The 23,292-nt window shown below is 48.0% G+C and carries 18 protein-coding genes and 1 tRNA gene; 11 read left to right on the top strand and 8 right to left on the bottom strand.

What is annotated here, in order from left to right:
- Positions 1-8: 8 nt before the first annotated feature.
- The 4 genes from LEPBO_RS0105515 to recF all read right to left on the bottom strand — a co-directional run bounded on the left by LEPBO_RS0105515 (position 9) and on the right by recF (position 2,817).
- Entirely contained in the window at positions 9-425 is a 417-nt protein-coding gene (locus tag LEPBO_RS0105515; RefSeq protein ID WP_017286540.1) for a type II toxin-antitoxin system VapC family toxin, read from the bottom strand.
- Positions 418-645, bottom strand: a complete 228-nt coding sequence (locus LEPBO_RS36245) for a DUF2281 domain-containing protein (protein WP_017286539.1) — start codon at positions 643-645, stop codon at positions 418-420. The genes LEPBO_RS0105515 and LEPBO_RS36245 overlap by 8 nt, the downstream gene beginning before the upstream one ends.
- Before the next feature lie 101 nt (positions 646-746).
- Positions 747-1,544: a glutathione S-transferase family protein gene (locus tag LEPBO_RS0105505; protein WP_017286538.1), complete on the bottom strand. Its 798-nt coding sequence runs from the start codon at positions 1,542-1,544 to the stop codon at positions 747-749.
- Positions 1,545-1,644: 100 nt separating this feature from the next.
- A complete protein-coding gene (gene recF / locus LEPBO_RS0105500; protein WP_017286537.1) occupies positions 1,645-2,817 on the bottom strand; it encodes a DNA replication/repair protein RecF in 1,173 nt (390 codons plus the stop codon).
- A gap of 169 nt (positions 2,818-2,986) precedes the next feature.
- On the opposite strand from recF, the gene LEPBO_RS0105495 reads away from it, so the two are divergent.
- Complete coding sequence (locus LEPBO_RS0105495; protein ID WP_036045386.1) at positions 2,987-4,363, top strand: cytochrome P450; 1,377 nt, start codon at positions 2,987-2,989, stop codon at positions 4,361-4,363.
- Between the two features lie 20 nt (positions 4,364-4,383).
- Here LEPBO_RS0105495 and LEPBO_RS0105490 read toward each other — a convergent pair whose 3' ends face one another.
- Entirely contained in the window at positions 4,384-4,869 is a 486-nt protein-coding gene (locus LEPBO_RS0105490; protein WP_017286535.1) for a DUF29 domain-containing protein, read from the bottom strand.
- Between the two features lie 110 nt (positions 4,870-4,979).
- Positions 4,980-7,826, bottom strand: coding sequence for a cation-translocating P-type ATPase (locus tag LEPBO_RS0105485; RefSeq protein WP_017286534.1), 2,847 nt, complete (start codon positions 7,824-7,826; stop codon positions 4,980-4,982).
- Positions 7,827-8,002: 176 nt separating this feature from the next.
- Between LEPBO_RS0105485 and LEPBO_RS0105480 the strand changes: the two genes are divergently transcribed.
- The 4 genes from LEPBO_RS0105480 to LEPBO_RS0105465 all read left to right on the top strand — a co-directional run bounded on the left by LEPBO_RS0105480 (position 8,003) and on the right by LEPBO_RS0105465 (position 12,806).
- Positions 8,003-9,064: an AAA family ATPase gene (locus LEPBO_RS0105480; protein WP_017286533.1), complete on the top strand. Its 1,062-nt coding sequence runs from the start codon at positions 8,003-8,005 to the stop codon at positions 9,062-9,064.
- A gap of 101 nt (positions 9,065-9,165) precedes the next feature.
- Positions 9,166-9,405 carry a helix-turn-helix domain-containing protein gene (locus LEPBO_RS0105475; protein ID WP_017286532.1) on the top strand — a complete coding sequence of 80 codons (240 nt, stop codon included), beginning with the start codon at positions 9,166-9,168 and terminating at the stop codon, positions 9,403-9,405.
- Positions 9,406-9,542: 137 nt separating this feature from the next.
- Complete coding sequence (locus LEPBO_RS0105470) at positions 9,543-10,844, top strand: P-loop NTPase family protein (protein ID WP_017286531.1); 1,302 nt, start codon at positions 9,543-9,545, stop codon at positions 10,842-10,844.
- 30 nt (positions 10,845-10,874) lie between these two features.
- Positions 10,875-12,806, top strand: coding sequence for an ATP-binding protein (locus LEPBO_RS0105465; protein ID WP_017286530.1), 1,932 nt, complete (start codon positions 10,875-10,877; stop codon positions 12,804-12,806).
- Between the two features lies 1 nt (position 12,807).
- Here the strand turns inward: LEPBO_RS0105465 and LEPBO_RS0105460 are convergent, their stop codons facing one another.
- Positions 12,808-13,176 carry a 2Fe-2S iron-sulfur cluster-binding protein gene (locus LEPBO_RS0105460; protein ID WP_017286529.1) on the bottom strand — a complete coding sequence of 123 codons (369 nt, stop codon included), beginning with the start codon at positions 13,174-13,176 and terminating at the stop codon, positions 12,808-12,810.
- A gap of 90 nt (positions 13,177-13,266) precedes the next feature.
- Between LEPBO_RS0105460 and LEPBO_RS0105455 the strand changes: the two genes are divergently transcribed.
- From LEPBO_RS0105455 to LEPBO_RS0105430, 5 genes are all read left to right on the top strand, one after another.
- Positions 13,267-13,353, top strand: a tRNA-Ser gene (locus LEPBO_RS0105455).
- Positions 13,354-13,906: 553 nt separating this feature from the next.
- Positions 13,907-14,617, top strand: a complete 711-nt coding sequence (locus LEPBO_RS0105445) for a DUF305 domain-containing protein (RefSeq protein WP_017286528.1) — start codon at positions 13,907-13,909, stop codon at positions 14,615-14,617.
- Between the two features lie 150 nt (positions 14,618-14,767).
- The gene (locus tag LEPBO_RS0105440) at positions 14,768-16,426 is read left to right on the top strand and encodes an efflux RND transporter periplasmic adaptor subunit (RefSeq protein ID WP_017286527.1); all 1,659 of its coding nucleotides are present in this window, start codon (positions 14,768-14,770) and stop codon (positions 16,424-16,426) included.
- A gap of 4 nt (positions 16,427-16,430) precedes the next feature.
- Positions 16,431-19,547 (top strand): efflux RND transporter permease subunit, encoded by a 3,117-nt coding sequence (locus LEPBO_RS0105435; RefSeq protein ID WP_017286526.1) that lies wholly within the window; start codon positions 16,431-16,433, stop codon positions 19,545-19,547.
- Positions 19,537-20,034, top strand: coding sequence for a hypothetical protein (locus LEPBO_RS0105430; protein WP_017286525.1), 498 nt, complete (start codon positions 19,537-19,539; stop codon positions 20,032-20,034). Before LEPBO_RS0105435 ends, LEPBO_RS0105430 begins: the two co-directional genes overlap by 11 nt.
- A gap of 36 nt (positions 20,035-20,070) precedes the next feature.
- Here the strand turns inward: LEPBO_RS0105430 and LEPBO_RS0105425 are convergent, their stop codons facing one another.
- Complete coding sequence (locus LEPBO_RS0105425) at positions 20,071-22,173, bottom strand: heavy metal translocating P-type ATPase (protein WP_017286524.1); 2,103 nt, start codon at positions 22,171-22,173, stop codon at positions 20,071-20,073.
- Between the two features lie 433 nt (positions 22,174-22,606).
- On the opposite strand from LEPBO_RS0105425, the gene LEPBO_RS0105415 reads away from it, so the two are divergent.
- The gene (locus LEPBO_RS0105415) at positions 22,607-23,266 is read left to right on the top strand and encodes a DUF305 domain-containing protein (RefSeq protein WP_017286522.1); all 660 of its coding nucleotides are present in this window, start codon (positions 22,607-22,609) and stop codon (positions 23,264-23,266) included.
- Positions 23,267-23,292: the final 26 nt, after the last annotated feature.

Here is a 23,292-nt window from a genome sequence, read left to right as displayed (position 1 = left end):
ATACTGGGTTATCTCCAGTTATCGATAATCAGGTCATAGTTCAAGGCTTGAATTCTCTGATAATGCGCTTGATTACCTGTCACTAGAACAAGATTGTTCTCAATCGCAGTCGCCGCAATTACCGTATCAGCAACTCCAATCGGTTGCCCATTCCGCTGCAAATCACCGAACATGCGTCCTGCTAATTCAGCAACTTCAATTGTCATCGGTAAAACTTCTGCGGTATCAATTGTATCAAGGAACTGAGAAATGCGATCGTCTCGTTGAAGACGATGCCATCCTTGAACAATTTCCATTACTGTCATAGCAGAGATTGTATAGCACTCAAATCTAGCAAAGTAAGCATTCGCGCGCGCGATAACTGCCGGATTTTTTGCGCGGAGGATTTCTGAGAAGATATCTGCATCGAGAAGGGATTTATTCAAGGCTTTTTTGTCGATCGAGTTCGCGGTCTTGTTCAATCCAATCCATAATCTGCTGCATCGCCTCTGGCTCGTCTGCAAATAATCCAGTGAGATGATCTGAAGTCCTTTTGCTAGCAGGTTGCCTTGCCTTGATGAATCGAAGAAAATCTAAAACTTCAGCAATCACGGGATCAGAGGCTTCTTGTATTTCTTGAATCAATTGCTCTCGCTGCGTTGTCATTTTATCCTCGCCGCATATCGCTAACTATAGGTTACTCTTTGTCTCAACCATTGAATATCGAGAATACCCTGGCAACTCTGATCACCAGGGTATCAAAGCCATTAGTCAATATTGATCGAAGTCGGTGCTGATCCGCTTGGAGGCGTGTAACTACTCGTTGAAGTCTGGCGAAAATCAGCGTAGAGCTTATCTCGCCAGTTAAAGAACGGGTCGAAGATGCTCACATCTGCAATACCAGCGACACCCTTGCCTTTGAGCGATTCAGGAATATCTAAATATGCGCCTGTTGGAAACTTGACATACATCGACAATCCAGCCACCGCAAAATCTGCCAGCGTCGGCGAATCACCGACCAAGTAGGGTTGCTCAGTCAACATAAACGAAAGAGCCGTCAAACTGCGTTTCAGTGCATCGGTTGCTTCTTTCACTGTGTCTGGACCCATGCCGACTCCCACGCCTAAAATCCCAAGAAAATCACCCGGAATTGCTCCGACCAAATTCTTCAAAATATCTGGAGTCGAAGTAGGTAGTACGGCTGTGCGAAAACTTTGATTTTGCGAAAGCGATCCGATTAATCCTTTCCGGGCATTCAACCCTAACGACTCATCTGCCCACTGTTCGATCAGCAGACATAGACCTTTTTGCTTTGGATCAGATGGGATAATTGGATTTTCGGGATATTTTCGATCGAGATATTCCGCGATCGCAGTCGAATCAGCAATAATTTCACTTCCATCTTTCAGCACGGGAACCTTTCTCTGTCCTGACATTTGAAAGAGTTCAATCTGCCCAATTCCCGGTGTGACCTCAACTTTACGATAGGGAAGTCCTTTGTAATCGAGAATCAGCCGCACCTTTTCCGCATAATGTGACATCTCAAATTGATATAACTCAAGCATAAATAAAGCTCCTAAAGCCGATCTTGCCAATCTCTACCTTAGAACCAAATTCCCAGAAACGCATCCGATCCTATGGAGAGATTTCCGACGAAACTCAAATTTAGAAATCAGAATTTTGCAAAAACTCCGACTGCTCGCGCCGCACACTCTGCTCAAACAGATGTCCTGCTTTCACTTCCAAAATTTGAGCCGAATCAATCCACTGGGCATCAAATGATCCTAAGTGAGTCGTCGTGATCAAAGTCTGGAACCGATCCTGAATCGCATCGAGCAATTGATTTTGTCGATTTAGATCTAATTCTGCTAATACATCATCTAACAGTAATAACGGTGGCTCACCGATTACATCTTCGATCAGTTTCAGTTCTGCTAACTTCAATGCTAAAACTAATGTTCTCTGTTGCCCTTGTGAACCGTACTGACGAGCAGGGGTTTGATTGATCAAAAATTCAATCTCGTCGCGATGTGCGCCGACTAAAGTTGTGCCTTGATGTTGTTCTGCGATCGCTCTCGCCTGAATTTTCTCTAAAAATGCCTGCTGCAAGGCTTCTGGCGTATCTTGCTCTGCTTGGACATTCGGGGCGTAGCGAATTTCTAGTTTTTCAGTACTGCCACTAATCGCTTGATGCCATTCCTCGGCAAACGGCACTAAGCGATCGAGTACTCTAGCTCGGCGGCGAATCACGCGCGAACCTGCGATCGCGAGTTGAGCATCCCACAGAGCTAAATCTGGAGCTTCGATCGATCTGCCTTCACTTTCTTCTCGCAAGCGCGCTCTTAACAAAGCATTGCGCTGCCTTAGAACCTGAGTGTATTGCTGAAGCACATAGGCATAAACAGGTTCAAGCTGAACGAGTAGCCCATCAATCCAATGTCTGCGCTGATCGGGTCCACCTCGCACCAGATCGAGATCGAGACTAGAGAATTGCACCATATTCAACGTGCCAAGAAAATCAAGCTGTCGGCGCAAAGACATACCGTTTTGTGACACGGTGCGCCGCCCGTTTTCTCGTAACGTAATCGTCAGTTCGGTTTCTCCCGTTTCGCGTTTCAGGTGTCCGGTAATTTGAGAAAGCGTTTCACCGTCGTAGATCAAATCGCGATCGCGAGAAGTCCGATGCGATTTCAATGACGACAACAATTCAACCGCTTCAAGAACGTTCGATTTCCCCTGTGCATTGTTTCCCAGCAAAATGGTCTTGGAGGAAGTGAAATCGACCTGCTGATCGAGGTAATTCCGAAAGTGACGAAGATGCAGAGAGCGCAGGTACATGATTGGCTTGGGCAAAGTCTTACCAAGTGTACCAAAGATGAAGAAACTGCCGTTCTGGATTTGAGCAGCGATCGCTAAATCGAAAGATCAATCGAAGATTTGAAGGTTGATCGCTCCTCCAGTTACCATATAGACCGTTCCCATCAAATTCTGAATGGTCGAGGGACTGATGAATCTACCAAATGTGCTACGTGCGCCGTCATTACTTCAGACCTTGCATTGGGTTGCTGATCCAGTCGGTTATATGGAAAAGTCGGCTCAGCAATATCCTGATATTTTCTCAGCACCAATTTTGGGCGGGAAGCATTTAGTTTTTATCAATCATCCGCAGGCGATTCAAGAGATTCTCACCAGCGATCGTAAACGGTTTATTGCTCCAGGTGAAGTCAATCGCATTCTCTCGCCACTGATTGGCGATGCTTCGGTGATTATGCTAGATGGAGATCGCCATAAGCGCCGACGGCAACTTTTGATGCCTCCTTTTCATGGGGAACGAATGCGGGCTTATGGGAAGTTGATTTGTCAGTTAACCGAGAAAGTGATGAGTCAATGCGCGCTCGCCCAACCGTTGAATGCGCGATCGATGATGCAAGAAATCTCGCTACAAGTGATTTTAGAAGCGGTGTTTGGAGTCTGCGAGGGCGAACGGTTTGAGCAACTGAGAGCGTCGATTACGCAAATGTGCGAACTGTTTCGCAATCCTTTAGGTGCGAGTTTTCTGTTTTTCCCCTGGATGCAGCAAGATTTGGGAACTTGGATGCCTTGGGGAAGATTTTTGCGCGCTAGATCGAACATTGATAAATTGCTTTATGCCGAAATTGCCGATCGCCGTCAGCAAGATCTTCGCGATCGCGTTGATATTCTCTCCTTACTGATGGAAACGCGAGATGAAGACGGTCAGCCACTGAGTGATTCAGAACTCCGAGATGAACTGATGACGTTACTGTTTGCAGGGCATGAAACGACTGCAACAGCGATGGCATGGGCACTGTACTGGGTTCATCATCAACCAGAAGTGCGCGAAAAACTGCTGCAAGAACTGGATGCGCTCGGTGCGAATCCTGATCCGATGTCGATCGTTCGATTACCTTACCTGAGTGCAGTTTGCAATGAAACGCTCCGGCTCTATCCGGTTGCGATGTTGACTTTTACTAGAATTGTCACCGAACCTGTAGAACTGTTGGGGTATCCACTTGAGCCGGGGATGTCGGTTGTGGGCTGTATTTATCTACTGCATCACCGGGAAGATCTGTATCCAAATTCGCACGAGTTTCGACCAGAGCGCTTTTTAGAACGACAGTTTTCTCCGTTTGAGTTTATGCCGTTTGGGGGTGGGGCGCGGCGCTGTATTGGGGAAGCACTCGCTGTGGCTGAAATGAAGCTTGTGCTAGCAACAGTTTTGTCTCAGTATCAGCTTGCGTTAGCTGATAGTCGTCCTGAAGTTCCGCGTCGTCGGGGAGTGACACTTGGTCCATCGGGAAGAGTCAAAATTCAGATTTTGGGGCAGAGAACGACTCGACCGAGTGAAGCGATCGTGTCTGGATAGATGCGATCGCTTTGCTTTACTCATCTATCAAATGATTCAGGTTGCCAGGGAAGCCAATCTTCTTCTAAAGCTTGCTCTAGAGTAAACCAAGGCTCTACAGGAACTAGCTTGTCACTCAATTGGCTTGCCTTGAGAAAAAGCTTTCTGCCATTTTTGTACTGCTTAGAAAAAATATCCTGCGAAAACGATTTCAAGCTTGGACTCGTCTCCAGAAGCTCTTGAATCTGCAACCGGAAATTAGCAACTTCTATATCCCACCCTCTAAAACAGGTTTCTCGTTCAGATTCCCAGTATTTGATCTTAAGGAGATGTTCGCACAGCCGCATTAGATAGCTCGACATGGCGTGTTTTTCACTTCTGCCCAAACTCTCGATCTCCTCAATCAGATTCTCCAGATCAATCTCTCTAAATTCTTGTGCTTTCAATTGGGCAACAGTTTGGTCTATCCACAGTTGATAGTCGGTATCGTATAAAGACTTGGAGTTGACTGTGACTTCGGATTTCATCACTGAATGCCTCTATTGATGCCCTCATTCTATCCAGAAAAAATCACTTCAAAATCAAATGCCTCCCGAACAGGATTCGAGAGGCATTACTACTAGGGTTTCGGTTGTTGCTAGCGCTTCTTGCTGAAATAGAAACGGATGAATAGTTTCTCCATTTCAATCCACACAAACATCAACGCACTCACGCCCACACAAACCATCAGTTCATCAAACGGCAGATAATGCGTGCCAAAGAATCTCCGCAACGGTTCAACATACACCAACGCCAATTGCAGAATTGAAGTCAGAACAACTGCACCCCAGACATAGAGATTCGTAAACGGATTCAATTCAATCGTCAATCGACTATTCGATCGAATCGCGATCGCATGTCCCATCTGAGCTAAACACAGCGTTGTAAACACGATCGTCTTCCAACGATCTGGATCTAATCCACCTGCTGTATTCTTCGTCGTCCAGTCATAAGCCCACACCATCGTTGCAACTGAGAGAATCGCAAGGATAATCCCAATCCGGATCATGTAAGCACCTAAGCCCCGTGCAAAGATGCTTTCACCCGGATGATTCGGCGGACGGTTCATCACATTGGGTTCCGCAGGCTCAACTGCTAAAGCTAAAGCGGGCAAACCATCGGTTACTAGGTTCATCCACAAAATTTGCAATGGAGTCAACGGAACACTTCCTGTCGCTGCAACTGCCGGAATCAAGACCACAGAAGCTGCGATCGTAATTACTTCCCCAATATTCGATCCCAGAATGTACTTGATAAATCGTCGAATATTGGTATAGACCACCCGACCTTCTTCTGTCGCAGAAACGATCGTGGCAAAGTTATCATCCAACAACACCATGTCAGAGGCTTCTTTACTGACATCAGTTCCAGTAATGCCCATCGCAATCCCGATATCTGCTTGCTTCAGAGCCGGAGCATCATTCACCCCATCTCCGGTCATCGCAGCAATCTGCCCCGTCTTTTGCAACGCTTGAACAATCCGGAGTTTATGTTCTGGAGCCACACGCGCATAGACACTCACACGATCGACATGCGATTCGAGTTCTTGCTGGCTCATTGCTTCTAGTTCACGTCCAATGAGAACTTCATCACCCGGTTTAGCAATGCCTAGATCTTGAGCGATCGCGCTTGCCGTTAATTGGTGATCTCCTGTAATCATCACAGGGCGAATTCCAGCAGTCCGGCAGCGTTTGACTGCTTCTCGAACTTCAGGACGAGGCGCATCCAACATATCGACTAAGCCTAACCAAACTAAGTCCTGTTCTGCCCCTTCTTCATCGGTTTCAGATGGAACTCCTTGCAAAGGCTTGTAAGCAAAGCCCAACACACGCAAACCGTTTCCAGCAAGTTCATTATTGCGCTCTAAAATTTGGCTGCGCTGAACTTGAGTGATTGGCTCAACCTGATCGCCAACTTGAATCTGTTGACAGCGCTCTAAAACAATCTCAGGCGACCCCTTAGTAAACATCAGATAAGGTGTTGCTAAGAAATCTGTCTCAGATTGCAACAAGCCTGCTGCATCTTCAACGATCACACTCATTCGTTTACGATCGCTCGAGAACGGAAACTCTGCGACCCGTGGCAGTTTACTATTCCACTGATCTCGTTCCAATCCTGCTTTTGCAGCAGCCGTAAGTAATGCTCCTTCAGTCGGATCGCCTAGGATGATCCATTCTCCCGCTTCTTGTTGCAGAATCGAGTCATTACACACTGTACAAGCAAGGAGTAAAGCTCTAAATTCCGGCTGTTCTGCAGGGATAATCTTTGTGCCATCGAGCAGAAATTCGCCATCGGGTGCATAGCCTTGCCCTGTAATTTTCGGGCTAGCACTAATCGTATGCAGCGATTGCACGACCATTTTGTTTTGGGTCAAGGTTCCAGTCTTATCCGAACAAATCGTCGTGACAGAACCTAATGTTTCAACAGCAGGCAACTTACGAATCAGCGCATTGCGGCGTACCATGCGCTGAGTTCCGATCGCTAAGGTCACCGTGATCACCGCAGGCAATCCTTCCGGTACAACCGCAACTGCCATACTTAAAGACGTTTGCAGCAAATTCTGCAGCAACCCAAAGTTGCGACTGATCAGCAACCCACCGACGACCACGATCGCAACTAAGATTAAGGCACCTGTTACTAGAGCTTGGCTCAGTTGATCCATGCGTCGTTGCAACGGCGTTGGTTCTGATTCGACTCCTTGAATCTGTGCGGCAATTTTTCCTAACTCAGTCCGCATTCCGGTTCCCGTCACCAAAACCGTTCCGCGACCATTCACAACCTCAGTTCCTTGGTAGGTCATGTTAATGCGATCGGCAGGCATCGCATCTTCTTTGACGGTGATGTTCGCATTCTTGCTAACGGCTTCTGCTTCCCCTGTCAGGGCAGCTTCTCGAATTTGCAAGTTTGCGGCTTCTAGAATTCGACCATCTGCGGAGACTTGCGTCCCGGCTTCGACGAGCATCACATCGCCTGGCACTAAATATTTAGAATCGACTTCGCTGACTCGCCCACCGCGTAAGACACGAACTCGCGGCGAAGAAAGCTGTTTCAGGGCGGCTAATGCTTGTTCTGCTCGACTTTCCTGGATGTAACCGAGTGCTCCATTTAAAACCACGATCGCTAAAATCGCGATCGTATCTTTGAAAGGAACTTCACCGGGTTTGAGATTTCCTTGCGTCAGGGCGATGATATCCAAAATCCCAGACACTAACGCCACTCCGATCAGCATCAGGAGCATGACGTTTTTAAATTGGTCGATCAGAATTTCCCAGGAGCTACGACCCCCAGATTCTTCGAGTTCGTTCGTTCCGTATTGTTCTAGGCGAGTGGCGGCTTCTTGCTCACTTAATCCTGTGGTGCGATCGCTATTTAACGTCGCCAGTGATCCAACAGTATCGAGCGTATGCCAAGCCGTGTTTGGCGATGGAAGTGAATGACCAGACATAGACTGAAGAGGTTGAGGAATAATGACCTACAGCACCTTATCATAGTGCTAAAGCGTAGAATATGGCACTATTAAATAGTATTATCTTTAAAGCTAGATGATAGAGTCTAGACATTACTGCGTTTCGAGCGCTTTGTGAACCCTCTATTCGTAGAGATTTGTAGTAGAGATTTGCAGTGAGTCATCCCTTTTCTTTTTCTCAACTGATTGGACGACACGCTGAACTAGAGCAGGTCAGCCAAATTTTGTTGGGTGATCATGACATTCTCTTAGCAGGGGTTCCAGGTATCGGTAGACGAACACTCATGCGTGCAGCTGCTCAGGCTTGTAGTGCAAGAGTACTAGAAATCGATTGCCTGCGCGCGACGAACTATTCTCGATTTCTTGAATTGCTGGCAGAAGCGATTATTCAGACGTTCAAGTCTCCAGAGGAACTAGCGTTTATCGATCGTTGGAGTAAGGAGCATCCCTTCATTTTGCGATCGCAACAGGGACGAACTCAACTAGTTTGGCACCCTGTACCGGGCAAGGAATGGACATTGTTTGAGGCACTACTGACCTTGCCGCAGGCTCTAGCCGAGTGGCTCGACAGTCGGGTGGTGATTGTATTTCAGAACTTCCCGCATTTGAAATCATTCGATCGCTCCAACAAATGGGAGCAATATTTGCGCCAGGAAGTCCAGCGACAGAGCCGGGTGAGCTACGCACTGATCGCGACGGTCGCAGAGCGTTGGTCAGAACCGGATGAGTTGCGAGTACTCTCGCTGAGTCCGCTCCCAGATGAAGTGTTACAAACTTGGCTCATCGAAGCAATGGCGGCTGAGAAATTAAAATTTGAGCCAGAAAGCGTAGCGGTGTTTCTGAACTATGTACAAGGGCATTTTGGCGATGCGATTACGTTGGCGCGCCGGATTCGATTGGAAGCAGAAACGATTGTGCAGCCCCACCATGTGGAAAGAAGTGCGATCGCATTAATCGAAGATCTCTCAGTCACGTTTGAATCATTAATTTTATTACTCCCACACAGCCAAGTGCGGGTGTTAGAAAGCTTAGCGCTCGATCCAACCGACAGTCCCCATGCGCGTGAATATATTCAGAAACATAACTTATCCCGAGGCGGAGGCTTACAGGGGGCGCTGGCAAGTTTGGAGCAGAAAGGTTTAGTTTACGGAGCAGAGCTAGGATATCGGATTGCACTCCCGATGTTAGGAGCCTGGATGAAGTATCGACTCTCGTAGAAAAATCATCGTTCCGTGATAAGTGATACTCGATTTTACTTTCCAGGAGAGGTAAAAAATTATATAGTCATTTCATCTATTGTTGTTAGTCAGCACAGAGCATGTCGAAAGCGGGGAGTGCATTGAAGCAGGTGCTGGAATCTCACAGCATCACGCAGTATCAATTGTCTGCAATTATGGGTGTGAATCGATCAAACTTTAGTCGGTGGTTGCGCGGTGAGCGTGATCCATTAGCAGAAGTGGTCGTCGAAATTTACAAAGCCCTCAAGTCAATTAATCCAAAGGCTGCGTCGGAATTTGTACGTCTATACCTGGGGATTGGAGCGGATGAGGAGATTTAGAAGATGGGGAATGGGGCGAACTAAACTATTCCCCACTCTCCCACTCCCCACTCCCCACCCTAGTTAATTCGGCGGAAGTTTGCCTCGGTTAAGGAAATCACAGGTACGATCGAAAAAAGCCTGATCGATGACCTGATATGCCCGACTCTCCATTTTTACGAAATCCGTACGTGCCAGGAAAACCTGTTTCGCCCTTACTGTTTATCGGGCGGACAGGAGAAATCGAAACGGCATTCGATCAAATTCTCAGTCGGGGACACCTCGCAGTTTGGGGCGGCTCTGGAATTGGGAAAACGTCGTTTCTCAATATGATCGCTGCGCCGCAAACTTGGAAGTTTCGGGGGCATGATCCGACTCAGGCAGTCGTTGTGCTGCTCAGTTGCCTGGGCGTGACTCCGTTCACCGCGGAAAACTTTTGGCACGAAGTCTTTGTGATCTTGAAAGATGCCCTCGCGAATGAACCAGAAATTGCTGCCGAAGTCGATAAATTTATTGAGCGACGAACTGCAAGTAAAGATTGTTTACGATCGATTCTCCGCATGATTGGCGATCGCAATAAATTCCTCTTACTCCTGATCGACGATTACGATGTCGCGCTTCGTCCTACAGCAAACTACACCGAAGATGATGCCAGCGATTTCTTAAGCGATTGTCGGAATCTCGCCTCTCACTCCAAAGAATCCGATTATTTCGCCAGCATTGTCACCTCACTGCGGCGGCTGAATGAAGCGGGGATCAAACTCAAACCCGGAGAATCCCCTTGGTATAATCATTACTTATTCCAGCCCTTGAAGCCGTTCAGTGAAACCGATGCAGCCTCGCTATTAGGAGGATTGCCGTTGACCCCTGCTCTGCGGGATGGCATTCGCGATATTGCGGATGGCAGTCCTGCCCTTTTACAAGTTGCTGGATACCTTTTGTTCCGAGAATTCCGCGCTGAGCGTATTCCAGATAGCGATGCCTTCGCTACAGAATTTCAGCGAGCCACCGAGCATTATTTTGAAGACAACTGGAATCAGTCGAACGATACCGAACAGACGTTATTAATGCTCCTCGCACTGACCCATTTGAAAGGGCGGCTACTGAAGAAACGTTATGACCTCGGTGATACGGATGTAATTTTTAGCCAAAAGGAGCGAGAATTAAGGGATCTCGAAGAACGAGGGGTTGTGGTCTACCAAGTGCAAGAGGGCAAGAAACAGTATCGCTTTGCTTCCTCGCTCATGGAGTGGTGGGTCGTCAAAGAGATCGAGAATAGTGACGAAGAAGCGTTACAAGCCCGACAGCGCACGTTTCTGAATCTCATGAGCCGTCGCCAAGCGGAAACCGTGACCAATGCGATACGCTGGCTTTGGCAGCATAAAGAAGAAATACCATCTATTCTGTCTTGGTTAGGGAAGGTTACATCTGCCCTACCGATTGGTTTCATTCAGGGATAATTCGGAGCGGCGTAAGCCACTGCTTTAGATATGAGTTACTCGATCGAGCGGAGAAATCCATATATTATCGGTCGTCCTATTACCGAACCTGACCGTTTTTTCGGACGCGATCGCTTATTTGAGTTCATCGAAGACAATTTGCTTCAATCAGCTCAAGTGATTTTATTGCACGGGCATCGCCGCATCGGTAAGTCTTCGGTATTGGCGCAAATTCCCAGAGCAATTGACCTCAAAGAGTTTGCATTTGTGCCCCTTTCTCTTGAAGGAGATAGCCGGAAATCGCTGGCTGAGGTGCTGCACGAATTGTCACGCGATTCTGTGCAACAGTTTGACTTGACGATTCAGGTTCCTCCGGTTCAGGCTTTTGCCGAAAATCCGCAAATTTTTATCGATAATTTTATTCCAGCCCTGCGGCGCGAATTAGGCGTTAAAAATATCGTGCTGCTGCTGGATGAGTTTGATACGCTCTACAATGTCGATGTCAAGCAAGCAGCCGAGCATCTGTTCGGGTATTTACAAACGGCGGTCTATGACAATCCGAATTTGTACATTATTCCTGTCGTTGGTCGGCAGTTAGAAGATTTGCCTTTGATGCTCAGTCTGTTTCGAGAAGCGCCGAATCAAGAAGTAGGGCTTCTCGATCAACGCAGTACTGAACAGTTGATCACAATTCCCGCCAAAGGAATTTTAGAATACGACTTAGCCGCGATCGATGGAATTTGGGAATTGACGGCTGGGCATCCCTATTTCACTCAAGTCGTCTGTTTTGCGCTCTTTTCTAATGCTCGGGCAGAAAAACGGTGGAGAGTGACGCGATCTGATGTGCGATTTATTGTCGATCGGGCGATCGAACTCGGTGAAGGCGGATTAGGTTGGTTTTGGGAAGGCATTCCCTTGCCGGAACGCGTCGTTTTTTCAGCGGCAGCAGAGGTTCCACGGGCACGACAAATGGAGTTTCCTGAAATTTCGAGCTTAGACTTTAGCGAAGTCGAGCCGTTGCAATTATTGCGCGAATGCGGCGTTGAACTCACTGAACCGATCCGCAAAGCCTTGTTGAATCTGGTGGGCTGGAAACTGTTAAGAACCTCTGGAGTGCGATCGGGAATTCTTCCAGGGCAGAAACATCTTTCTATGCCTCCGACTTTGGCGACCTATCGAGTGTCGATCGAACTGGTACGCCGTTGGCTGATTCAGCGGCATCCGGTGCGGCGAGAATTCCGGGGACTCGAAGATCTGAATACAGAAGCCCAAAATTTATACGAAGCCGCAAAATCTGCGCGGCTGCGCGGCACGAATCCGAAGATTGTCAGCCTGTTGAATGAAGCACTGCGACTCAATCCCAATCATTTTGAATCGCTATTTGAACTGGCAGATAGTTTGGCGGAAATGCGAGAGTTTGGGCAGGCGTTAAAATATTACAAACGTGCTTATTTAGTCGATGCGGTGCGCGTTCGAGATAGTTATGTTCAAGCGCTGCTCGATTATGGCGAAGAATTGCATAACTTGGGAGAAACTCAAGATGCGATCGCTCACTTAGAAGAAGCCTTAGCGATCGAACCTGAAAATCTACAAATCAGACGATTATTAGAACAAGTCCGCAAAGAGCAGCAGTATATAGAGCATCTGCGAGTGATTCCGATCACGAGTCAGAATCGCGCTTACATTTCCTCGATCGCGGAAATGAATGCGGAACAAGCAGATTTGCAGACCTTACAGCAGAACTTTAATCAGTTAAAAGCGCAAGTCAATGCAGAGGCTCCAATCGATTTGAAGAATCGAGCCTTGGAGCATTTGAATGATTTGCAAGAAGAATTGTTTACTCAGAAGAAAGTCGATGGCTTGACGTTAATTTATGTGTATCAATGGTTCCGAAAGCATTTGCCCAAACCTTTGGTACAGGCGGTGACAGATTTTGTCGATGCAGTCACCGCAACCATTTCTCATTCAGACAAATCGCATTGACCTATTCTTCGTCGAGTGGCAGTCCTCGTTTCACACGTCCTTTCGCAAAGAATCGTCCAAATTGTAGTTCATACACTTCATCTTCGTCTTGGGTTTCGACTTCGATATCTGATTTTGCGTAACTGACACAGAGTAATGCATATCCTTGCCGCTTCAACTCGGGTGAGAGTCCGACGGCTTCTGGCTGCTCTAAATGCCCCGATAAAACTCTCACCGCACAAGCGGTACAGGCTCCATTACGGCAGGAGAAGGGAAGTTCAACGCCTTGGGTTTCGCCGCTTTGGAGGATATAGCGATCGCTCGGCACTTCAAAAGAATAAAATTTATTTTCTTGGCGGTGATAAACACGAACAGTATGAAACTCAGGCATGATGATCAACAAATTTTGAATCTTCTCTATTCAGTATGCGACATGTTCTGTTACTATATGAATTCTGCGGCGTAAAAAGCTGCATGGTTTGGAGAGATGGCCGAGTGGTTGAAGGCGCAGCACTGGAAATGCTGTTTACGGGTGACTGTAACGAGGGTTCGAATCCCTCTCTCTCCGTTCTAAAGCCTCAGTAGATTAAGGTTTTCAGGAAGTCCTCGAAAATCCGAGAGTTCTTTTTGCTTCAAACATCAAATGCTTTTCACATTCGGTGACACAGGCTTGACAGACTTCGATGCACGATCGCGCAACGTGGGAATAAAGCGGGAACTGCGGCTGATAAAAGACGCGATCGTTCAGCAGAGTTGAGCGCAATCCTGGCAGACTCGCGCCCATTCCGTATCAGTCAGACACACTTGGCACAATGTTCACATTCGGAAGCGCAGTGAACCGCAGCATTAATAATCGACTGATATGGCTGATGAGGCATTGTTCGTTCTCCTAAGTTGAAGCTGAAACTCAACATCTTGAAGTCGCCCCTACCAAGCGTCAGGCATTCGATTTCTAGTTGAATGAGTCGCTTTATTTCATCCTGATTTTATTTTTGTATGTTCTTTTAGTCGGTAGGGATAGTTCTATCAAATCCTTAGCCTCAACCCTTGACTCTCTATCTGACTGGAGAGATCAGAATAAAGAGGTTCTATTACTCCAGCCTCTCTCAATGAAACGCTCCATGTTCAATTCTCGATTTTTAAGACGATCTCTCAAGTCAACGACGACCCAAACCGTTGTTGGAATCGTTGCAATTGCTACTCTCGCCGCCTGTTCCACCACAACTGGACAAAATCCTGCTACCAATTCTTCTCCTGCTGCCAGCACGATGCTGGGAATGGATCATAGCAATATGGATCACGGCAGTATGAATCATGGCAACATGATGATGGATTTAGGTCCAGCCGATGCCAGCTTTGATTTACGCTTCATTGATGCCATGACCCCACATCATCAAGGCGCGGTCGAGATGGCAAAAGAGGCGCAGCAAAAATCCAAGCGCCCAGAAATCAAGAAACTGGCGGCCGATATCATCAAAGCCCAGGATCAAGAGATTGGAGAGATGAAGCAGTGGCGGCAAGCCTGGTATCCCAAAGCCAATAGCATTCCGATGGCGTATGACTCGAAGATGGGACAGATGATGCCGATGTCGGCTGATCAGATGAAAGGCATGATGATGGGAATGGATTTAGGGGCTGCGGATAATCAGTTCGATTTGCGCTTTATTAATGCGATGATTCCGCACCATGAGGGAGCCGTTACGATGGCGCAGGATGCTCTGAGTAAATCAAAGCGTCCAGAAATCAAGAAGCTCGCTCAAGAGATTATCGCTTCGCAGGAGAAGGAAATTGCTCAGATGAAACAGTGGCGGAAAGCTTGGTATAACCAGTAGCCCATTTCATCTTAGTTTTAGGTTTGGCTGCGAAACTGTTGACTGGGTATCTGCTTGCTGCCTTTGGCTCATGCAGACTGTGTCGCAGCCGAATTCCTCCAGATTCTGCTGAACTCAACCTGCCCCGAACCTCTATCAAGGACGCGACCGATGCTTCACATTTCTTACCGTCCCAAGCGTTCTAGCGGTGCTTCTGCAACCGTCTTGGGCTTGTTGCTGATCATAGTAGCTCCCCAAATCACGCTAGCGCATGCTGGACACGGCAACGAGTTTCAGCATGACAGTCAGCCTGTCCAGACTGTGGGAGCGATTGAGGTGGATGCTGCTACCGCAGAACGTATGGGGCTGACAGTGGAATCCGTGAGCCGTCAACGTCTTGTCTCGGGTATCAAAACGACCGGACAGATTGAAGCCCAGCCGAATCAACAAGCAGAGGTAACAACGCCTGTTGGGGGAACCGTGTTGCGATTGTTGGTTAAGCCCGGAGAACAAGTCAGGGTAGGACAACCCGTTGCCATCATGACTAGTCCAGAGCTTGCCGAACTTCGCACCATTGCCCTTGATCGACAGTCCGAAGCAATAGGCAGCGTTCAACAAGCCGAGGCAGATTTACGCCTAGCGCAGCAAAACTATGAGCAGCAACAGCGAATTGCTCAAGCCGAGATTCAGCAGGCACAAGTGGCGTTAAATGTGGCTCAAGAGCAATATGACCGCGATCGCGACCTTCTTTCTACTGGAGCTATCCCCCGCCGTACCGTTCTAGAGTCCGAATCGAAACTCGCCGAGGCGAAAGCGGCATTTGCAAAAGTTAGAAGTCAGTTGCAAGTCTCTGAAGCTCAGGCACAACTTAAACGCGCCCAGTCTGCCGTTGATGTAGCGCAATCCAAGAGTCAATTGAGTGGGCAGACTTATCAAACTCGACTGAGGCAGTTAGGCGCAAGTGCGAATGCAGACGGGACAATTACCATCACAGCTCCTATTTCTGGAGTGGTCGCAGACCGAGAAGCGACAATCGGCGAATCGGGACAGGATGCGGGCAAAAAGATCATGACGATCGTAAATGGCAGTAGTGTATTGATCGCTGCCGATATCTATGAGAAAGATTTAGATAAAGTTCAACAAGGGCAAGGGGTACAGGTCAGAGTCAATGGCTTGCCGAATCGCATGTTTCGCGGACGAATTAGTGTGATCGGTGCAACGGTGCAAGGTGATACTCGTGTTGTTCCGGTCAAAGCGGAACTCGATAATGCTGATGGTGCGCTCAAGCCGGGAATGTTTGCTGAACTGGAAGTGTTAACAGATCGAACCCCTGTTGCAGTTTTGGCTGTTCCGAAATCCGCGATCGTTGAAACCAACGACAAGAAAAAGATTGTGTTTGTCCAAAACGGTCAAGCTTTCCAACCAACCGAAGTCTCACTGGGTCGCGAATCGGGAGAGTTTGTCGAGGTCACAAACGGGTTATTTGATGGCGATCGCGTGGTTACACAACGAGCCACTCAACTCTACGCGCAATCGTTACGCACTGGGGGCCAGAAAGAAGCGAATCATTCCCCTAACACTGTGACTTCTCAAAGTTCCATGCCTTTACCGTGGTGGGCAATTCTGCCTATCGGAGGTTTGCTGATCGGATCTACATTCTGGGCAGGGATGTATTGGGCGAATCGTCGTCAACGCTTTGCTTCACCTGTTCCCGCAGAGTCCAATGGATTTCATCCTAATCCAGAGATTGACCTGAATCATTTTCAATCCCAAAACGGCAAATTGCCGACTGAAGTGACCGAGAAACAGTTCGATCGTCCCCAGAATTAGACCTATGCTGAGTTCTATTGTGAGATGGGCGATCGCACGCCGTTGGGTAGTGGTTCTAGGAGCAATTATCGTAACGCTCTGGACAGTTCGCGCCATTCCTCAAATGCCGCTGGATGTCTTTCCACCGTTCGCACCGCCCCAAGTTGAAATTGAGACAGAATCGCCGGGACTTGCTCCCGAAGAAGTAGAGTCACTGGTGACGTTGCCGATTGAAAGTACAGTCAATGGAACGCCTGGAGTGACTGCGGTTCGATCTGCCTCTGCGCCGGGAATTTCGGTTGTTAAAGTCATTTTTGATTGGGGAACCGACATTTTTCAGGCACGGCAGCTTGTCACGGAACGATTACAGCAAGTTCAGACCAAGCTCCCAGAAGGCATCGAAACGCCGCGCATTTCTCCGATTAGTTCGCCGATCGGCACGATTCTCAAAGTCGCCTTGACCATCGAATCCGGAGCGCAAACTTCCATGATGGACGTGCGACGGTTCATCGATTGGCAAGTAACCAATCGATTGTTAGCCGTTCCCGGAGTCAGTCAAGTAACCGCGTATGGGGGCGAGGTTCGACAGTATCAAGTTCTCGTTGATCCCGCGCAACTCAAAGCCTTTGATGTTTCTCTAGAACAAGTTACACAAGCCGCTGCTGCTGCAAATCTCAATGCGCCGGGAGGATACCTGATCACACCGGATCAGGAGAAACTGATTCGAGGCATTGGGCGCGTTGAATCGATCGAAGACTTAAAGAAATCAGTCATCACCTCTCGCAAAGGTACTCCAGTCCGACTTGCAGATGTTGCGGAGGTGAAAATTGGTGCGGCTCTCAAGCGGGGCGATGGCAGTGTCAATGGTCAGCCTGCTGTGATTGTCATGATCAATAAGCAACCGCAAGCAGACACGCCGACCGTAACCCGTGCGGTAGAAGCCGCGATCGAGGAATTAAAAGCTGGATTGCCTAAAGGTGTGAATGTTGCAGTGACGTTTCGCCAAGATGATTACATTGCTGCATCGGTTGACAATGTGCGATCGGCGCTCGTTGAAGGCAGTGTGATTGTAGCTGCCATTCTGATTCCCTTTTTGATGAACTGGCGTACACTAGCGGTCTGCTTGCTCGACTTTTTTCTCACCTTGCTGTTTGCCTTGCTCGTCTGCTCTTGGTTAGGACTAGGGCTGAACACGATGACGCTAGGTGGGCTGGCAGTCGCGATCGGAACGGCAGTTGATGATGCGATCGTCTATGGCGAAAACACTTACCGCAACCTCCGAGAAAATCGCCTGTCGGCTCATCCTCGTCCAATGATGGAAGTCATCTACGAAGGTAGCCAGGAGGTGCGGGAATCGCTGATTGGCGCAACACTAATCGGAGCCGTAGTCTTTTCTCCGATTTTTACGTTAAGCGGAGTCGAGGGGCGCATCTTTACGCCGATGGGCATTGCTTATCTGATTGTCGTGGTGGTGTCTAGTTTAGAATCCTTGGTGTTGTCGCCAGCGTTGTGTGCCATCCTGCTACCCCAAGGACGACTACAAGAGAAAGAACCTTGGGTTGCTCGTGCCTGTAAGCGGTTTTATCATCCTCTGTTGCGGTTTGCGATGCGGCGATCGGTGCTGATTTTATCGCTCTCCGCGGCTTTACTGGTGATATCGCTCTCGATCGTTCCCACACTTGGACGACAATTTCTCCCCGAATTTCAAGAGCAAACTTTAGTCAACACCCTGACTCTCTATCCAGGTACTTCACTCGAAGTTACTAATCGAGCTGGATTTGCCCTAGAAGAAGCACTCAAGACCGATCCTCGCTTCAATTACATTCAAACTCGCTCAGGACGCGCTCCAGGAGATGGGGATGCAGGAGGAGTCAATTTTGCCCACTTGGATGTGGATTTAAGTGAAAAGGGTTTGGCAGACCGTCCTGCTGCTATTAATAAGCTACGAGAAGAATTTGCCAAACTTCCAGGTGTTGCAACGGGAATTGGTGGATTTATTTCCCATCGTATGGATGAAGTGTTGTCGGGGGTGAGAAGTCAGATTGCGGTCAAAATCTTTGGTGCAGATTTAGAGCAGTTACGGACGATCGGACAACAAATCGAAGCGCAAATGCAAGCCATACCGGGAATTGTCGATTTGCAGCTTGAACCACAAGTGCCGATCAATCAGGTGCAGATTGTATTGAATCGCGATGCCGCTGCACGAGAAGGACTATCCATTGGGCAGTTAGCAACCACGATTGAGACTGCACTGAATGGGCACGTCGTGTCTCAAGTTCTAGAAGCTCAGCAAACGTTTGATTTAGTCGTGTGGCTCAAACCTAAAGCCCGCGATAACCTGAGTACGATCGAGAATCTTCTCATCGATAAGCCCAGTGGTGGCAAAATTCTCCTAGCTCAAGTAGCGACGATTCGTAACGGAACAGGACCCAATACGATCAACCGCGAGAAAGTCTCTCGTCTGATTGTAGTCTCCGCCAATGTGAGTGGACGAGACTTACGATCGACCGTCAACGAAATCCAAGCCAAAATCAAGCAAAACGTTGCGATTCCCTCTGGCTACTTTGTGCAGTATGGCGGACAGTTTGAGGCAGAAGAACGGGCAACTCAAAATATTTTGGTGTTCAGCGCAATCGCATTTGTCATCATTTGCATCCTGATGTATCTCTCAGTCAAATCCATTGCCTCAACTGCCATGATCATGATCAACTTGCCGATTGGGTTAGTCGGTGGAGTGATTGCAGTTGCACTTACAGGCGGCGTTATTTCTGTTGCGTCGCTAGTTGGGTTTGTCACGTTGTTCGGGGTTGCCACTCGCAATGGATTGCTGTTAGTCGATAACTACAACACTAAATTTGCCGAAGGAATGCCGCTCAAAGATGTCTTGATCAAAGGCTCGATGGAACGGCTCAATGCGATTCTGATGACCGCTTTTACGTCGGCTTTGGGATTAGCGCCTTTGGTTGTGGCGGGTGGAGCGGGAAAGGAAATTTTGCAGCCGTTGTCGATCGTTGTGTTAGGCGGACTTTTCACCTCAACTGCATTAACCTTGCTCGTGATTCCTGCTCTATATTCGCAGTTTAGTAAGTTTCTCGTGCCCAATTTTCCCCATCATCACCCTCAAAAAAACTATGAACATTAAGCAATCGATCACCCTTACGATAGTCGGTCTAGGACTTCTCTTAGGAGCTTGTAGCAACAGCAGTAACACCGCTACAAATCCAAGCGCGAGTCCTGCAACAACAACGCCCACGACGACTGCTTCCCCCAGCACCGCAGCGACTACAGCTAAAACTGAATCCGGTGGAAAGCATGGTGGAAAAGGAGGACAGACTATTGAGACAGGCGTTTACCATCTAGAATTCATTCCCCAACCAGAAGCGAACGGAACCCATTTAGATTTCTACTTACAAAAAGGCGACAATCACGAAGCAGTTCCCAATGCGAAGGTCACAGCGCAAGTTCAACTTCCAGACGGAACCCAGAAAGCTCTAGACATGAAATATGACCCCGTAGATAAACACTACGCGGCTTTACTCCCTGGCACGGCAGTAGGAGAATACAAAGTCGCCATTCTGACCGATATCAGTGGCGAAAAAGTCAACGGTCGCTTTAGTTTCAAAAAGTAGGCTGGCTACAAAAAAAGATTGATGTGATGCTCTGTATTAATGACTCAATTTGACCCGACGCAGCAGCATCGCATTGATCGAGACAATCACAGTCGAAATGCTCATAAATAAGGCTCCAACGGCTGGAGAAAGCAAAATTCCAAATGGATAAGCAATTCCAGCCGCTAAGGGAATGCCAATCACGTTGTATCCCGTTGACCAGAATAGATTCTGAATCATTTTGTTGTAGGTGGCTTTGGCAAGCTGAAGAGCATAGGTGGCATCGAGTGGATCATTTTTCACTAACACCAAGTCAGCCGACTCGATCGCGACATTGGTACCAGCCCCGATCGCGATTCCCAAATCTGCTTCAAACAATGCAGGTGCATCATTGATACCATCTCCGACAAAAGCAGTGGGTTTCTCTGCTTTTAATCGTCGCACTAGGGTTGCCTTATCTTGCGGTAGCACTCGCGCATAGTAGCGATCGATGCCCAATTCTGCTGCAACGGTTTTCGCCACCGCTTCTGCATCACCCGTAATCATCACGGTTTCAATGTTCATTTCATGCAATCGCTGAATGGCTTCTCGTGCCCGTTCTCGAATCTGGTCAGCTAATCCAATCACAGCTAAAACTTGTTGATCGTTGAGAAGCACGATCGCGCTTTCTCCTCGCGATTCAATTTCTTGCAATCCTTTTCGTAGCGCTGACGGAAACGTTAAATTCAACTCTTCTGCCCATTCGGGTCGTCCGACTCGATAGCGTTGAGCGTTGACGGTTCCTTCCACACCTCGACCAGGAATCGCTTTGAACTCGCTCGCTTGAACCAGATGAATCTGGCGATGCTCGGCTTCTCCCACAATTGCCTGTCCTAGCGGGTGCTCTGACAATGACTCCAGCGAAGCGGAAATGGTTAATGCGTCTAGTTCATTAATGCCGTCTGTATCCATGTGCTGCACCCCGAATCGTCCTTCGGTCAGGGTTCCGGTTTTATCAAATGCGATCGCTTTAATATCTCTCGCTCGTTCAAACGCTTCCCGGCTACGAACTAAAATACCGTTCTTCGCAGACATCGCTGTTGCATTTACGATCACCAAAGGAATGGCTAAACCCAACGCATGAGGACAGGTAATGACTAACACTGTAACGGCACGATTGATGGCAAAGGTTAAGCCTGAGTTTGCTGCTAGCCAGACCACAAACGTTAAGGTGCTAACGCCGATCGCGATTAAGGTTAACCAATACGCAAGCTGATCTGCTAAGGCTTGATATCGACTTCTAGAACTTTGCGCCTCCTCGACCAGGCGCATAATTTGGCTTAATGTCGTTTTGTCTCCAGTGCGAGTCACTTGAACAGTTAAAGCTCCCTCACCGTTAACGGCTCCCCCAACCACTTCATCACCCATCTGTTTCGTCACTGGGCGAGATTCTCCAGTCAGAAAGGCTTCATTCACACTCGAAGCACCTTCAGTGATTTCGCCATCAATCGGAATTTGTTCTCCCGGACGAATGAGAATACGATCGTGCTCGGTTAAGGTACTCACCGAGACATCCTCAATGCGCCCGTTGGTCAATCGATGTGAGATCGCAGGCACTAAATCTGCTAAATGTTCTAAAGCACGACTCGCCCCTTGCACTGAAGCCATTTCAATCCAATGTCCGAGCAACATCACATCGACCAGTGTTGCTAACTCCCAGTAGAACGGATCACCTGGCAAACCAAACGTCACTGCCAAGCTGTAGACAAACGCAACGGTGATCGCCAGCGCAATCAGCGTCATCATGCCAATCTTGCCTCGTAGTTCGTACCAAGCACCTTTCAGGAATGCCCAGCCGCCATAGAAGTAAATGACAGTTGCCAAGATTGGCGTAATCCAATTGCTTCCTTGTAGATCAATCGCCTGATAGCGAAACCATTCTTGAAACAGTGGCGAAAAATAGAGAATCGGCAAAGTCAGCACCAAGCAGATGAAGAACCGCCGCTTGAACATCTCCGGGCTATGCCCTGCGTGTCGGTCATGCCCACCATGCTGACCGTGACCCTCGTGTTGGTGTGGGGCGGGATTAGGCAGATTTGATTCGAGTTGTTGTTCATGATCGGCGTGCCCAACATATCCCGGATCAGAATGATGTGGATGATTCGAGTGGTCGTGGTGCATGATGAATCGCTCCTCGATCGTGGATCGTTTGCCTTATATTCATATTGGCGAAGAATTCTCAAATTGCTATGAAAGATTGGGTGCGTTTAGGCAAGATCAACCTTGAGATAGAGCAATGTTCGTGTGAACAATAATGTTGAGCCGCAAATATTTCATAGCAATTTTATGATGTTGTGCAAGCTTGAGAATAGAACTGCTATGGATACTCACTTAGGCGTTACTCATGTTTCTAATCTGAGTATGAATGTACGTCAGACTAGCACATCAGGAAGCACGTGAAGCCCTAGCAGAATTTGGAAAGGAGGATTCACACCATACTGTTTTGTTGATTTAAACTCCGTTGGCGATCGCTCACAACTTCCTCATAATTTAGACCTAGCTTAGAAAAGAAGAGTCTAATATTTCTAGACTTTTACAAGGAGGGAACATCATCATGAGAAAAATATTGCTTTACAGTTTTGCAGGGCTATTAACTAGTAGCACAGTTATAGGACTACTCAATATCAGTCGTATCGAAAGTCTCAGTGCCGCACCTACTTCTCAAACTCCTGCTAACAGATCACATTCTCCTCAACGACCCATCATGGGACAAGTCGATCGTCACTTCATTGAAAGGATGATTCCACACCACGAGGAAGCCGTAGAGATGGCTCAATTAGCTTCCAGTCGGGCTAAACATTCTGAAATTAAGAGGTTAGCTGCATCTATTATTCAAGACCAAACCCGCGAAATTAACCAGATGCGAACCTGGTACAAGGCTTGGTACGGGACAAACGTTCCAGCAGTGTCGTCTGGAATGGGCAGGATGGGGAACCGCTCAGGAATGATGGGGAACCACTCAGACAGGATGGGAATGCACCAAAGCGGAATGAGCATGGAGATGGATTTGCAGGCATTAAAAAATGCGCCCGACTTCGATCGAGAATTTATCCGCCAAATGGTTCCCCATCATCAAATGGCAGTCCACATGGCTCAGATGCTGCTGAATCGGACTAATCGTCCCGACATGCGGAATCTTGCTCAATCAATTATCAAATCTCAGATGGCTGAAATTACTCAAATGCAGCAGTGGAACCAAGCCTGGTATCGGTAAATTTTCCCCTATTCCAGAAGGAGCCT

The sequence above is a fragment of the Leptolyngbya boryana PCC 6306 genome (genome assembly GCF_000353285.1).
Lineage (GTDB): Bacteria > Cyanobacteriota > Cyanobacteriia > Leptolyngbyales > Leptolyngbyaceae > Leptolyngbya > Leptolyngbya boryana.
This window is presented reverse-complemented; position numbering and strand designations above follow the sequence as displayed.